The 14657-nt window shown below is 36.5% G+C and carries 10 protein-coding genes; 7 read left to right on the top strand and 3 right to left on the bottom strand.

The window, feature by feature from the left end; all coding sequences use genetic code 11:
- Positions 1 to 2 precede the first annotated feature (2 nt).
- The 3 genes from ACYT6F_RS07170 to ACYT6F_RS07160 all read right to left on the bottom strand — a co-directional run bounded on the left by ACYT6F_RS07170 (position 3) and on the right by ACYT6F_RS07160 (position 6277).
- Positions 3 to 4025: a hypothetical protein gene (locus ACYT6F_RS07170; protein WP_472600543.1), complete on the bottom strand. Its 4023-nt coding sequence runs from the start codon at positions 4023 to 4025 to the stop codon at positions 3 to 5.
- A 111-nt stretch (positions 4026 to 4136) separates the two neighbouring features.
- On the bottom strand, positions 4137 to 5276 hold the full coding sequence (locus tag ACYT6F_RS07165; RefSeq protein WP_472600542.1) for an EpsG family protein: 1140 nt from the start codon (positions 5274 to 5276) through the stop codon (positions 4137 to 4139).
- Positions 5273 to 6277 (bottom strand): hypothetical protein, encoded by a 1005-nt coding sequence (locus ACYT6F_RS07160; protein ID WP_472600541.1) that lies wholly within the window; start codon positions 6275 to 6277, stop codon positions 5273 to 5275. Before ACYT6F_RS07160 ends, ACYT6F_RS07165 begins: the two co-directional genes overlap by 4 nt.
- Positions 6278 to 6450: 173 nt before the next feature.
- On the opposite strand from ACYT6F_RS07160, the gene ACYT6F_RS07155 reads away from it, so the two are divergent.
- The 7 genes from ACYT6F_RS07155 to darH all read left to right on the top strand — a co-directional run bounded on the left by ACYT6F_RS07155 (position 6451) and on the right by darH (position 14656).
- Positions 6451 to 10098: an MMPL family transporter gene (locus tag ACYT6F_RS07155; RefSeq protein ID WP_472600540.1), complete on the top strand. Its 3648-nt coding sequence runs from the start codon at positions 6451 to 6453 to the stop codon at positions 10096 to 10098.
- A gap of 46 nt (positions 10099 to 10144) precedes the next feature.
- A complete protein-coding gene (locus tag ACYT6F_RS07150) occupies positions 10145 to 11059 on the top strand; it encodes a dialkylrecorsinol condensing enzyme DarA (protein WP_472600539.1) in 915 nt (304 codons plus the stop codon).
- Position 11060: 1 nt separating this feature from the next.
- On the top strand, positions 11061 to 12200 hold the full coding sequence (gene darB / locus ACYT6F_RS07145; RefSeq protein ID WP_472600538.1) for a dialkylresorcinol biosynthesis protein DarB: 1140 nt from the start codon (positions 11061 to 11063) through the stop codon (positions 12198 to 12200).
- Complete coding sequence (locus ACYT6F_RS07140) at positions 12201 to 12632, top strand: hotdog family protein (protein ID WP_472600537.1); 432 nt, start codon at positions 12201 to 12203, stop codon at positions 12630 to 12632.
- 143 nt (positions 12633 to 12775) lie between these two features.
- Positions 12776 to 13219 carry a hotdog family protein gene (locus ACYT6F_RS07135; protein ID WP_472600536.1) on the top strand — a complete coding sequence of 148 codons (444 nt, stop codon included), beginning with the start codon at positions 12776 to 12778 and terminating at the stop codon, positions 13217 to 13219.
- Between the two features lie 4 nt (positions 13220 to 13223).
- Positions 13224 to 13628 (top strand): flexirubin biosynthesis protein DarG, encoded by a 405-nt coding sequence (gene DarG / locus ACYT6F_RS07130; RefSeq protein ID WP_472600535.1) that lies wholly within the window; start codon positions 13224 to 13226, stop codon positions 13626 to 13628.
- 32 nt (positions 13629 to 13660) lie between these two features.
- Positions 13661 to 14656: a BtrH-related acyltransferase DarH gene (gene darH, locus ACYT6F_RS07125; protein ID WP_472600534.1), complete on the top strand. Its 996-nt coding sequence runs from the start codon at positions 13661 to 13663 to the stop codon at positions 14654 to 14656.
- The last annotated feature ends 1 nt before the right edge of the window (position 14657 follow it).

Raw genomic sequence — 14657 nt, 5'->3', positions numbered from 1 at the left:
TATCAACCCCCTATTCCTAAACCTTTTTTATACCACGGTGAAACCCCATACCCTCCACTTGGTTCAGAATTTGTGTAATCCGGAATTCTCCACCCATCAGGACAGGGATCAAACGGAGATTTTTTTCCACCTCGGCCCCAACGGTCCGCAGCCAGATTAGGATCTGGCGATAACCAGTCTGAGCCGTTGGTATATCTTCCCGTACCGCTTGGAGCAGGATCATAAGAAGAAAGTGTACTGGGGATCATAAATTCCAGCGGGTTTTTAACGGCATAAGCAAGAATTTTAGCTATTTTATCACCCGGTTTATCTGTAGAAAGTAAATTAGCAGCATTACTATAAGAATTATAAGCTTTTGTATAGTCAGAATAAAATGTTGTTTCATTCAGTTCATTATATGTTATTGTACCATCAGCATTCACACTTCCTTTATAATATTTAACAGCATTATTATAATACGTAGGAAATTGAGAATTTGCCTGGTAAGCTGGCCGATAGGTAGGAAAAGGATCTTTTCTTCCCCACTGATAATGCAGACCTCCGGAAAGAATAATTTGTTCTGCCGCTCCGGGCTGTGCTTCCGGGTTAAGGTTATCTCCTATTATTGTAGGAAATGTCTCTATTGCACCTAAATTCCTGTCCATAATTTCCGTTGACAATACTGCACTTCCATTTACATAATTAATGTAGTTTGGTGCTGCTGTTGTAGAAAGATCTGTTGTATAGGAGACGGAACTAATAGGAGTATTTGTCACCCAAATATGCCAACTCCAATATACCGGATTATTGATACTTCCGTTGTGCAATGTAATAACCGCATTACCACTTTGATTGGGTGCAATCTTAATTTTAATATTAGTATTTGATATTGCTGACAATGAGCCCGGACTTGAATTATTAATTGAGATATTACTGATCAAAGAAGGATTTGTAGACCATAGTACGTTTGTTCTCAAATTATTAAAATTCAAAGGATTTAAAACATCTGTATTATTTAGCAATTGGCTTTGTACAGAAAAAGCTTTACTCACAGGAATCTGAATAGTGGACTCTTCATTACTTTTAACAATAGTATACGTATTTGGATTATTCAGTCCTTCTAAGTACTCAGGAGTATCTTTAAAAAATTCTGTTGGAAAATCATATTTATTAACTTTAAATAAAGGATCTTTGATACATCTGCATCCATTGGCAGCTGATGTTTCTATTTTTCCCAAAGGATAATATTGAAATCTTCCTTTTATTGATGAAAGAGAAGCATCCGGAATATCCAACTGATCTTTGTCCGGAATCAGACGCAAGCCTCTTGCAAGCACAGCAGGAACGGCAGCACTAAATCTTGCCATAGTAGCAGTCCACAAATACGTTTCATGCTGATCCGTATATTGTCCTTCATGGTAATTAAGAAAACCTTTTACAAGAACACCTGTACCAGGGAAAACTCCCATATTATTTCCGCCTACGCTACTAAAGTCCATTCCTATATTAGGATAAATTTTTATTCCTTTCAAATAGCCAGGAGTGTTATTGTCATTAGGTTTAATAATGTGATACTTGTTAGCTTCAAAAGCATCAATACCCATATTACTTCTAATTCCAAAAGGGCTAAAGTCCACTCTTATATCATCGACATAATTACCATTACCAAGATTTGCTACTAACACAGATGGTATTCTCCACCCATTAGGACAAGGATCAAACACAGATTTATCTTTATAAGAGTTAGCTCCATTGTCGGTATTGTAGTTGGTTTTGACTATCCCTTTTGAGTTATCGGACCACAGATTTAGCTCTGTCATTCTGGGAGCTGAAAGTCCGGATGTCCCAAACCAGTTTACAGGAAGATCTGGATTATTATTATAAAATGCTAGCCCAGAATTGTCATTCTTATTTATATAGATAATACTTAATGGATTTTTAACGGACAGGCGAATATTATTAGTAACCTGAGCATTTGAAAGAGGTATATATTTTATAAGATCATCTATCTTTTTCGCATTATTTTGCCAGTTTTTAGCTTGCCTGTGTCTTATTCTTCCTACAGTTCCGGAAACTTCGTAAGCATCATTACCTTTAGTTATCAACGGAGGAATTGGATCTTTTCTTCCCCATTGGTAAAGGAGTCCACCATTCCTAATCCAATCATCTCCGGTTAGAGAGCTTCCTACAGCACCAAGATTTCTATCCATCCATCCCCAATCAGCATCAGGAATTAAATCTACTGTACCATCACTTTTCTGTCTTTTAAGACCTTCAAAACTTTTATAAGAAGATCCGTTAGTAGGATCATCAGTGACCCATACATGCCATGACCAGAAAATTTCACCGTTGATCTTGTAAGCAATTACAGCATTTCCTTCTTTAGTCTTGTTAATAGGAACTTTTATCTTGCCATTTTCGCCAGAACCTAGAATTTCAAGGCTATAGTTTTCTCCTGATCTGATTAGCCCATGATTATCTTCCCAATACACTTCAGCCGTGGCTGTTCCTGCTGGAATAGGACTTCCTCCGATAATATTATTATTACTCCACATGGCATACGCCTTTTTAACGGGAATATACAATCCATTATTCTCCTGATTAGGAACAAAAATATAGCTGTTAGGAGCTTTAGTCCAGTCCGCAACAGAATAGTCTGAAACGGCTCCGTCATTCACCTTAAAACAAGCTTGAGCACATTCGGAAGTGTCATCATAAGCTGAAGTGAAGCCAAAAATACCTGAATATTTGATGAATTTCGAGATTTCTTTCTCTATATCCTGCATAGATCTTTTGCTTATATACGATGTAGAAATATCATTACGTAGTGCTCCTACTCCATATAAGGTCATTTCGGAAGTATTGGAAACAATTAGGGTTTCTGAACCCGGTCCCCTGCGAACACCTAAACCATTGGTATATCCGAAATAAGGAGCCCCATAATTACTTGTACTATCCGGTGTTAGATTTATGTAGGTCCCATCACTTTTGTAAATTCTCAACCCGGTTGAAATACTCGACACAATAACAACAGGCTGCTGATCAGGAATAAACTCAGCCAGATATTTCCAGGTTCTATTATACATATTGAAATATCTGCTCTCTATAAAAGCAGGATTTTTCCAATTAAAATATCCCGGGCCATTAATCTCTTCAGGCCATTGGCTGAACTTAATAAAAAGCCCGTTAGCTGAGAATTTGCCTGCAAACATATAAACAGGATCATCATAACTATACAGATAAGGAATCGGATGTGTCGTGGTTTCATTATAAATAAATTCAGGAGTAGACCCCAATATATCAGCAGCTGCACCTGTATTCAAAAGCTTTACTGCTTTGTCTCCATTTATTTCATTTATCAACTCCGAAGGATAATTGGTGGAAAAGACTACATCATCTTTCTTATTGTTCATCAAAACATTACTTAATTTATTCCAGAAATGAGCTGATGTAACTCTGTCTTTCACACCGAGAACCTTACCTGTATTATCCATTATCAATGTTCCTTCTTTTTTGGGAGTCAGAAGCATCGTGTATTCATTTTCATCAAGATCGCAGCCAGTCAACGTATAATCACCAAATTTGTAATGACTTATACTTTTTTCCCATGCAATACTGCTAAAATTACTAAGGCTCGTATCTGAGCTTAATTCGACTTTTACATTATAAAAGCTCTGAGAAGAGGCAGGGAGCTCAAAACGTGCCGTAAGGTTCTCATTATACTGGTTATAGGAATATAGTGTTTTACACCATCCTGTAATCCAATTACCTTGTGAATCCTGATATTTGATTGATAATTTAACATGATCACTTGTAAAAGGCTTGGTAAGCTTTCCGGACATTACAACCAACCCTTTCTCGTTTACATTTTGATTGATAATAATAAGAGGATCTAAATCATACATAAATGTAACTGCAGTAGAATGAAAAGCTGGAGTATTAAAGCTATCATAAAATAATGGCGGAGAGTAATTACGCGAGTAATAAAAAATGGATGTTAAGCAGCATATTGCAGCCAAAATCCTGGACGCTAATTTTTTTTTCATAATAAGTGGTTTTTTTAATATTTAAGAACATTACTTAATACTAGTAAGTAAAAAAATTGTCATTTCTAATCATTTTTATAGTTATGTGGTTTATATTTTAACTTTGATAATTCATGGAAGAAGATAATTCTGGTAAAGATCAACTGTAAATCGTCCTGCTTTTATATTATTAAAGGCTGAAAAAACAATAAAGTTAAAAACCACCAGTGCAATTATAAATGAATAAATCAAGCCTTTGGTTCTTGCAGAAACGACATACATTGCATTCGGAATTATAATATAAGAAAAACCTATAAATGCACCTGCAAGCCTTGAGGAAAATATAGGGTTATTCCTGAAAATAAAATAAAAACATATTCCCATAACTACATAAATACTGTGATATTCGTAATAAGGAAACTTCGCTTTCATCTTATCATCAAAGACAAAAAGAAAGAATGTAAGAATTGCCATCATAACCTCGGGAATACCAACTGCACCATTTATCCTTTCCACAGATTCATCCAGATAACCATTAAAACCGACAGAAAGCGTATTGTCTGTAGCAACACTATTCAGAAAACCTCCAAAAGATCTGTAAATTTCAAAAGGTGATAGAAATACAGAGGCGATGATAAGAAAAAGCATCACATATTTATTTAAAGGAATCTTTACCAGCCAGTACATCGGAAGAAATATAAAACACACATTATGAATACCTCCACCCAAATAGATGCATAATAAATATGACCAGAATTTCCGCTCTTTTATGTATCGCATTCCAAAATAAACAATGAATGAACCTAAGTTTTGCCTGATCTGTCCGCTTTCCCCAATAAAAAAACCGGGAATAAACATTAACAGCATAAAGGTAAAGGGATAGAAAGTATTGTCATCGGTATATTCTATCTTAAAATAAACTGCCAGAATCGCAATAACCAAAGTAAGCACGTAAAATGGAGCACCAAAAATATTCAGCAATATTTTATTAATCAGTACATAAAGCCATTCCACTTCTACGGGTTGTGAACCTTCTCTTCCGACAGCATTCATCAGAATTGAAATATAATCTTTCATGTCAGAATAAATATAAATTCCTCTATAGCTACCGTAATCAGGGCCAACATTATCCCTAAGTCCTGCAAGAATAACAAGATATCCCCCAAAAATCCAAAGCCATTTTTTTTCCACTTTATTATGAAAAACTTCCTGATAACTAAAAATAAGCATATAGATCATCGCAATGATAAAATATGGATGCAGCAGGCTCATGATATAGACAATTGATTTTTAGATTGAAACGAAACAAATACAAATCCTGTAAGAATAAGTGGTATAAACAGTCTGGCTTCCCAAAAAAGCCCCACTATAGTAATCATGATAAGATACGGAAGAGAAAAAAATAAGTATTTCTTTATAAAGTATTTTCCTAGGTTGTTACATGATAAATAACAAAAATACAAGCTAACGCATGCGAAAACGAAACCGCTTAAATTAAATACACTGGTCATGTTTTGGAACAAATACACATCCTCTACCAATGATACTTTCTGGTTAATAATCATCCGAAGAGTAATATAAGGTATCACAAAGGCAACAACCAGAATGAACACTTCTTTCACAAAGGAAAAGTCTTTCCTCTTAAGCTTTTCAACATCAACGAAAATCGTCGCAAAAAAAGAAATCGTAAGGCATGCTGTTTCCCTAACAAATGTTGAAACCGCTATAACAATGAGTAAAAGAACAAAATCCGTAACTTTTCTTTTTTGCAGATACCTAAAAGTAAGAAGACACCCCGACAGATAAAAGAAAACAGCAACAGAATCACAATTGGTAGGAACATACTGTGTAATGACAATGAAGAAAACGGCCAGCAGATGAAGCATCCTTCTGATAGTAACATGTAAAATAATTCCAGATGCGCTTATCTTGAATATCGAATGTAAAATGACTGAAGACAAAAGGAAAAAAAAGCTGTTTATAAGGAAAGTACTGTGGTAAAACAACGTCCCCTGTTTCAGTAGAAAATTTTTCGAAAATGGAGCATAAGTATCTATAATAAAAGTAAAAAATTCTGTAACATGCACACTAAGATAATTGGGAATTACTCTGTAAGCATATACTGAAGAGAACATAAACGCCGGAGCTTTTTCCATTGTTTTAAGCCGTGCATAAGAAGATTCAAATCCATAGTAGGACATGAAGTACAGCAGGAACGGGAGGATTATCACGAATAAAAACCCGTTTATTTTTTCATCATTTGTTGTAAACATAATAAATTCTAAGCAATGCTTAGTTTTTTTTATATTATTAATAGGAACTTCTGCAAATGTATATTTTTTTTCGTTATGATTAAATATTTTATTGATTTTCTGACAACTTATTATGAAAACATTTTGAACTAATTCTGAAAAAATTAAATTTGCACACTTGATTTTATTATCCGATGCATCGTTTTTTCATCTTTTTATATTATCTCATTTCCAAAAACAAGCTTCTTTCTGTATTTTTTGCAGCAGGGGTTGCTGTTGTATGCGCTTTCTTTGCTTCAAAAATTAATTTTGAAGAAGACATCAGCCAGATCATTCCCAAAAATGAAAAATCTGATCTTACGGCAAAAGTTCTGAAACAGCTTAACTTTTCAGATAAAATCATCGTTATTATCGAAAACCATTCAAAGGAAGATGATTTTCAGCTTTCCGAAACCGCAGATACTTTTCTACAAAAAATTGAACCTTTACAGAAGTACATTGGCTCTGTCCAGGGAAAAGTAAATGACAATGAGATCTCAGAAACATTCGATTTTGTCAATCAGAACCTGCCGCTATTTCTGGATGAAAGCGACTATAAGGAGATTGAAAGAAAGCTGGATAAAGACAGCATTGCCAAAAAGGTAGAAAGCAACTATATTTCTCTCGTTTCTCCTACAAGCCTGGTCACGAAGGAATTCATCAAGAAAGATCCGCTGGGCATTACATTTTTGGGGATCAAAAAACTCAACGCCCTAAATATCAGCAAGGATTTTAAACTTGAAAACAGCTACATCGTTACCAAAGACGGAAAAAACCTTTTGCTTTTTATTGATCCTAAAAATAAAAGCAACGATACCAAAAACAATGAATCGTTCATCAATAATTTAAATGAAATAAAAGATAACCTGAATAAGCAGTTCAAAGGAAAAACGGAAATCAGCTATTTCGGGTCTCCGGTGATTGCGGTTGCCAACGCGCAGCAGATAAAAAAAGACATCCAGAATACGGTGCTTATTTCCATGACTGTATTATTAGTGCTGTTGATCTATTATTTTCGGAATTTCTTTACACCGCTCATCGTCTTTCTGCCGACTGTGTTTTCCGTTTTGCTGGCATTACTGATCCTGTATTTTATAAAGGACAAAGTTTCTGCCATCTCATTAAGTGTAGGTGCAATTCTCATTGGGATCACGATAGACTACGCCCTTCACATTCTTACCCATTATAAGCATAATAATGATATTGAAGAGTTATACAAGGAAATCACCCAGCCTATTATATTAAGCAGCGCCACGACATCGGTTTCGTTTCTTTGTCTCGTCTTTGTACGTTCCGAAGCATTGAAAGATCTGGGACTTTTTGCGGCTATTACGGTCATTCTGTCGTCTGTCACCGCACTCATTATTGTACCTCAGCTGTATCATCCAAAAAAGCAAAAAGAAACCAACGCCAATTTCATTGATAGAATAGGATCTTATCCTTATGAGAAAAATAAACCTCTGATTATCGGCTGTTCGGTGATCATCCTTGCCTGCCTTTTTGGGTTCCGTCATGTAGGATTTAATGAAGATATCGGTGATTTAAATTACATTCCCAAAGATTTAAAAATCAGTGAAGCAAAACTTCAGAAGCTTTCCGATATTACCTCAAAATCAATTTATACCATTTCCTACGGAAACTCAGCAGAAGAAGCACTTACAAAAAATTCGCAGTTAAGCGGATTTCTCGAAAAAGAAAAGCAGGAAGGAAAAATATTAAGCTTTAATTCCCTGGGGAAAGTTGTGCTTTCCGAAAAAGATCAGCATAAAAAAATTGAAGACTGGAAAAAATTCTGGACTCCGGATAAAAAAACACGTACGGTTTCCGAGCTCATTCAAAACGGGAATCAGTATGGTTTTAATGAAGCTGCATTCAATCAGTTTAATGGCAATTTAAATAAAAACTATATTCCGCTCAGCCTTAAAGAGTATGAACAGATAAAAGCAATGCAAGTCTCTGAATTCCTGAGTGAGGAAAACGGATTTTATACCGTATCGAATGTCGTAAAAGTAGATGAAAGCAAAAGAAACGCTTTTATTAAAGATGTTGAAAAAAAACATGACGTTCTTGCCATCGACCGGCAGCAGATGAATGAAAACTTTCTGGGACTGCTGAAACGCGATTTTAACACCCTGATCAATTATTCCCTTTTAGCCATTGTTTTAACGATCATTGTGTTTTTCAGAAATTTTGAACTCACGCTTCTCACCATGTTCCCGATTGTCCTTACCGGAGTAGTCACGGCAGGGATGCTATATTTTCTCGGGTTAGAACTTAATATTTTCAGTACGGTGGTGTGTACATTGGTTTTCGGAGTAGGAGATGATTTCAGCATCTTCCTGACCCAAGCTATGCAAAAAGAGCATACGACCGGTAAAAATGAACTGTCTACTTACAGAACTTCTATTATTCTGGCTGTTTTTACTACTATTTTATCAATCGGTTCACTCATCTTCGCCAGGCATCCGGCTCTTCACTCACTGGCGCTTGTTGCTTTAATAGGAATGTTTTCTGTAATTGTTATTACTTCAACCTTATATCCTTTCTGGTTCAGATTACTTATTACCAATAGGGCAAAAAAAGGCCTTTCCCCTATTACACTAAGGCTTTTCATTCATTCGGTATTGTCTTTCCTTTATTACGGCTTGGGAGGATTATTTTTCTCATTGTTTATCAGTCCGTTTACAAAGAATTCCAAAGGCAGGACCTTAAACTTTTTTAAATTAATTTCAGCAAAATTTTTAACTTCTGTCTTATTTACCAATCCATGGGTAAGGAAAAAGATCATTAAAGCTACGGATGAAGATTTCAGCAGGCCTGCCATCATTATTGCAAACCACACCTCGTTCCTTGATATACTTGCAGTTGCCATGACGACTCACAAATTTGTTTTTTTGGTTAACGACTGGGTGTATGAATCTCCTGTTTTTGGGAAAATGGTGAGGGCATTAGGATGCTATCCTGTTTCCCAAGGTATAGAAAACGGTATTGATAAGTTAAAAGATAAAGTAGACCAAGGATATTCTCTGGCTGTGTTCCCGGAAGCAGAGCGATCTTACACAAACGATATTAAAAGATTTCATAAAGGGGCATTTTATCTTGCTGAGCAATTCGGATTGGATATTGTACCGGTTTATATTCACGGAAATTCCGAAGTATTGCCGAAGGGAGATTTTATCATCTACGACGGCGCTATTACCGTAAAAGTGGGTGAAAGAATAAAAAAAGAAGATGAAAGTTTCGGCAAAGAGTATTCTGAGCGGACGAAAAAGATCAACGCCTTTTTCAGAAAAGAATTTGCGGCTCTAAGGGAACAGCTGGAAGATGAGAATTATTTTAAGAAAAAACTGTTTTTAAGCTTCTTATACAAAGACAACGAGGTGGTAAACGAAGTTAAAAAGGATTTTGAACAGAGCAAATCAGTTTATTTCGAGCTCGGCAAGCATATTCCGAAGGATGCTAATATTCTTCATATTGCAGACGATTTCGGACAGAAAGATGTACTGATCACTCTTCAGCAGGCAGGAAGAAGAATATTCAGCTATATTAAAGATGATCAAAAAAGACAGATTGCCAAACAGAACTATCTGGTAAAGAGAAGAAAGATCACTTATATTGAAGACTTTGCTCAAATTACCAAAAACATTGATGTTTTGCTGATCTCAGATGAGAACTTCAACATCAGTTCTTTGGAAAAACTTCCCCAAGCAATTATCTTTTGTAATGTAAAAAATAATATACTGAACAATGATGATTATACATTAAAATTCAGTTATGGATCATTAAAAATATTTACTTCTTAATAATAAATATGAAAAGCATATTTTTGCAAATGGATAAAAAGAATTAATGAAAAAGAATATACTTGTTATATATTATACTCAGTCCGGACAGCTGGAAGATATTGTAAAAAATATGGTACAGCCGTTTGAAGAGAAAAATCAGGAATATGATGTTACTTACTACAATATCAGGCTGAAAAAAGACTTTCCTTTTCCCTGGTCAGGTGACGTATTTTTCAACACTTTTCCTGAATCTTACCTGCAGATTCCCAGCGAAATTCTTCCACCGCCGGAAGAAGTTCTGAATAAAAAGTTTGATCTGGTTATTTTCGGATATCAGGTTTGGTATTTAACCCCGTCCATTCCCATTATTTCTTTTCTGAAGAGCGGTTTTGCCGAAAATATTCTTAAAGATACTCCCGTTGTTACTGTTTCGGGAACAAGAAATATGTGGATGTTTTCTCAGGAAAAGCTTAAAGTTTATCTAAAACAAATGCAGGCTAAGCTTGTAGGGAATATTGCTTTGGTAGACAGGCATGACAATTACACCAGCGTACTTACGATCCTTCGCTGGATGACCACCGGAAAAAAAGAAAAATCAGGGATGCTTCCTGCTGCAGGAATTTCAGATGAAGAAATTAATGGTGCCGGAAAATACGGCAGAATTATTGAAAAACATTTTTCCGCCAATACGCTGGAAACACTTCAGCCGGAGCTTGTGAAAAACGGCGCCGTAGAAATCCGTGCTTTCCTGGTAAGAGTAGAAAAAGTAGGCAATAAAATTTTCAAAGTATGGTCTAACCTCATCATCAGGAAAAAAGAAAAGCGACCATTGCTGATCAAATTCTTTAAGGTATATTTGATGGCTGCAATATGGATTGTATCGCCTATAGTTCTGGTACTACATTTGCTTACAACACCTATCTTTTGGTTTAAAAGAAAAAAACAAAGAGAATATTTACAAGGAATTAATATAAAATAGAATGAACGACGTATTTATCACAAAAGCTTCAACATACCTGCCGAATGAACCGGTTTCTAATGATGAAATGGAAACGTATCTTGGCTATATCAATGAAAAACCGTCAAAAGCAAAGGCTTTAATTCTGAGAAACAACAAAATTACCACAAGGTATTATGCTTTAGACCAGGAAGGAAAACCAACTCATACCAACGCCCAGATCACGGCAAAAGCTGTAGAAGGCCTTTTCGATGAAAATTTTGGTAAAGAAGACATAGAACTGCTTTCATGCGGAACCACATCTGCAGACCAGATCCAGCCTTCTCATGCATCCATGGTTCACGGCGAGCTTAATCTTAATAAATCAATTGAGATCAATACCTCAACCGGACTTTGTAACTCCGGGATGAATGCTTTTAATTACGGATTCCTTTCCGTAAAAGCCGGGGTGAAAGAAAATGCCGTTTGCGTAGGTTCGGAAAGATTTTCAGCATGGATGACTGCCGACAAATTCAATCATGAAGCAGAAAATTTAAAACTGCTTGAAGAGAGACCTATTATTGCCTTCAAAAGAGAATTTTTAAGATGGATGCTTTCCGACGGCGCAGGAGCACTGCTTCTGCAGAATAAACCGCGAACCGACAGCGTTTCTCTGAAAGTAGAATTCATAGATTTCTACTCTTATGCGCACGAAATTGAAGCGTGTATGTATGCAGGATGCGAAAAGCAGGAAGACGGAAGCTTAAAATCATGGGCAGATTATCCTTCCGACGAATGGCTGAAACAATCGATTTTTGCCCTGAAGCAGGATACGAAAATTTTAGATCAGTATATTCTGGTAAAAGGTGCCGAAAGTTTAAGATCATCTTTCGACAAGCATAATCTTGACCCAAATACAATAGACCACGTACTGGCGCATATTTCGTCAGGATACTTTAAAGAAGGATTGAAAGAAGAATTTGCCAATGTAGGATTGGATTTCCCATGGGAAAAATGGTTCTACAACCTTTCGGAAGTTGGAAACATTGGTGCAGGCTCTATTTTCATCGCTCTTGAAGAATTAATGAATTCAGGAAAATTAAAAAAAGGAGAAAAAGTACTTCTTTGCGTGCCGGAAAGTGGAAGATTTGCCTACTCGTGTGCCCTCTTAACTGTTTGCTAAATGGAAAACCGATTGCCTACATCCGATCAGAATTTTGTTGAAAGCCTGATTCCTCAACGGTTTCCTTTTGTAATGGTAGACAGCATTGCAGAATATTCCGAAAGCCACCTGGTTTCAGGTTTTAAACCCGTGCAAGAAAACATATTTATTCAGGACGGAACTTTCCAGGCATCAGGATTGCTGGAACACCAGGCACAGAGTGTAGCCCTTCATACCGGTTACAAATTCTATCTTTCAGGAAAGGAAGCTCCTACCGGATATATTGGTGCAATTAAATCATTTGAAGTAATAACACTTCCGAAATTGGGAGATCAGCTAACCTCAGAAGTTTCGATTCTTAATGAAATGATGGGTGTCACATTGGTAGATGTCATCACAAAAATCAACGATGAGGTTATTGCAAAATCACAAATGAAAACGGTTGTAATGTAATATTGAATTAAAAATTTTGCGATCTTGGCTGAGTGAAATTGAAAATCCGACGGAGTCATGAAATCGGCGAAACTTTGTTTTGCGAATTAAAAAACGTTAGGATTTCAAATCTTGGCGAGCTTTAGGTTTTAAAATATCATTTAATGGAAATAAAGGAAGAAAACATCATCAACATCCACAATTTTCTCCCGCATCGTGAACCGATGCTGATGGCAGATTATATCATGGAGCTGACTAAAGAAAAAGTGGTAACTTCCTTTGAAATTCAGCAAAACAATATTTTTGTATACAATAATGAATTTACAGAAGCCGGCCTCATCGAGAACCTGGCACAGACCTGTTCTTCAATTCTTGGGCAAAGCTTCTTTGAAAATCCTGGTGCAGAGACAAAAGTAATCGGCTTTATTACCTCAATTAAAAAAATTGAGATCTTCGCCCTCCCGAAAGTGGGCGATACCATTATTTCCAGAGCCTCATTGCTTTCTCAGTTTGGCAACATCTGTAATATTTTCTGCGAAACCTTTCATGATGATACAATTCTGATCAGAGCTGAAATCAATTTATTTATTCAGGAAATAAAAAACTGACACGATGAAAAAACACGACCTTCCGCAAGACGAGAGCAATCTTAAATCCGCAAACATGACCGAAGTTCTGTATGTAACGGATGAAAATGACAATTATACTACCGCTAACAGTATTGGATGGGAAGCCAAAAAAGCGGCGCTCGAAGAATCGATGGAACTCATTAATGAGCGTATTGAAGAAGCCAGAAAAAATGTCGCCCAAAATATTGTAAGTCCGATTATCTACTTCATGGAACTGAATAAGATGGACCTGCAGGTTCTTGCAGCCTACGTCGGAATGTGGCAATGGCGGGTTAAAAGACACGGAAAACCAAAAATATTTAAAACACTAAGCGACTCTACCCTTAAAAAATATGCAGACACATTCGGCATCACTGTAGAGGAACTGAAAAACTTCAATGGGAAGTAAACATCCCTGAAGAGTAATAAACCAAGCTAAGAATGAAAATTAATTTTGAACACCATCAGACTGCGCATTGCGAAAATGGGGTGGCTTCCAATTTGTTATTAAACAGAGGGCTGAAACTCAGTGAGCCTATGATCTTCGGGATCGGATCCGGCCTGTTCTTTGTTTACCTACCTTTTTTAAAGGTAAATTTCGCGCCCGGTTTCAGCTATCGCCCCATGCCCGGAGCTATTTTCAGCAAAGCCGCAAAAAGACTGGGGATTAAAATTAAAAGACTCAAATTCTCCAGCCCTCAGGAAGCGCAGAAAGCTCTTGAGAAAAACCTGGAAAACAATATTCCGACAGGACTTCAGGTAGGTGTTTTCAACCTTACGTATTTTCCGGAAGAATATAAATTCCATTTCAACGCGCACAATCTAGTAGTTTACGGAAAAGAAAACGGAAAATTCCTGATCAGTGATCCCGTAATGGATTATGTAACGACCCTCAGCGAAGCTGAACTGGAAAAGGTAAGATACGCCAAAGGAGCACTTCCTCCGAAAGGACACATGTACTACCCTACTTATATTCCGGAAAACATTCATCTGGAAGAGGCTATTAAAAAAGGAATTAAAGATACCTGCAAAAATATGCTCGCTCCTGTTCCTATTGTCGGGGTAAAAGCCATGAGATGGGTTGCCAGAAGCATCCCGAAATGGGCTGAAAAAAAAGGAACAAAAACAACCAACCATTATTTGGGTCAGCTGATCCGCATGCAGGAAGAAATCGGAACCGGAGGTGGAGGCTTCAGGTTTATTTACGGTGCGTTCTTACAGGAAGCGGCTGTTATTCTTAAAAATGAAAAATTAAAAGAACTATCGAAAGAAATCACCATGATTGGTGATCTCTGGAGAGATTTTGCAGTGGATATTGCTCGGGTTTACAAAAACAGGAATTCAAAAAGCGATATCTATAACAACCTTTCAAAATCAATGCTTCACATTGCAGATCTGGAAGAGGCTTTTTATAAAAAATTAAGAAAAGCAATATAAC

Source organism: Chryseobacterium sp. NG-CE01, assembly GCF_055695505.1.
The sequence above is the reverse complement of the archived record's forward strand: the minus strand, read 5'-3'. Positions and strand labels throughout refer to the sequence as shown.

Bases quoted from the DNA above. Each gene is read 5' to 3' on its own strand.
- ACYT6F_RS07170 (WP_472600543.1), bottom strand. From the start codon at position 4,025: ATGAAAAAAAAATTAGCGTCCAGGATTTTGGCTGCAATATGCTGCTTA.
- ACYT6F_RS07165 (WP_472600542.1), bottom strand. From the start codon at position 5,276: ATGAGCCTGCTGCATCCATATTTTATCATTGCGATGATCTATATGCTT.
- ACYT6F_RS07160 (WP_472600541.1), bottom strand. From the start codon at position 6,277: ATGTTTACAACAAATGATGAAAAAATAAACGGGTTTTTATTCGTGATA.
- ACYT6F_RS07155 (WP_472600540.1), top strand. From the start codon at position 6,451: ATGCATCGTTTTTTCATCTTTTTATATTATCTCATTTCCAAAAACAAG.
- ACYT6F_RS07150 (WP_472600539.1), top strand. From the start codon at position 10,145: ATGAAAAAGAATATACTTGTTATATATTATACTCAGTCCGGACAGCTG.
- darB (WP_472600538.1), top strand. From the start codon at position 11,061: ATGAACGACGTATTTATCACAAAAGCTTCAACATACCTGCCGAATGAA.
- ACYT6F_RS07140 (WP_472600537.1), top strand. From the start codon at position 12,201: ATGGAAAACCGATTGCCTACATCCGATCAGAATTTTGTTGAAAGCCTG.
- ACYT6F_RS07135 (WP_472600536.1), top strand. From the start codon at position 12,776: ATGGAAATAAAGGAAGAAAACATCATCAACATCCACAATTTTCTCCCG.
- DarG (WP_472600535.1), top strand. From the start codon at position 13,224: ATGAAAAAACACGACCTTCCGCAAGACGAGAGCAATCTTAAATCCGCA.
- darH (WP_472600534.1), top strand. From the start codon at position 13,661: ATGAAAATTAATTTTGAACACCATCAGACTGCGCATTGCGAAAATGGG.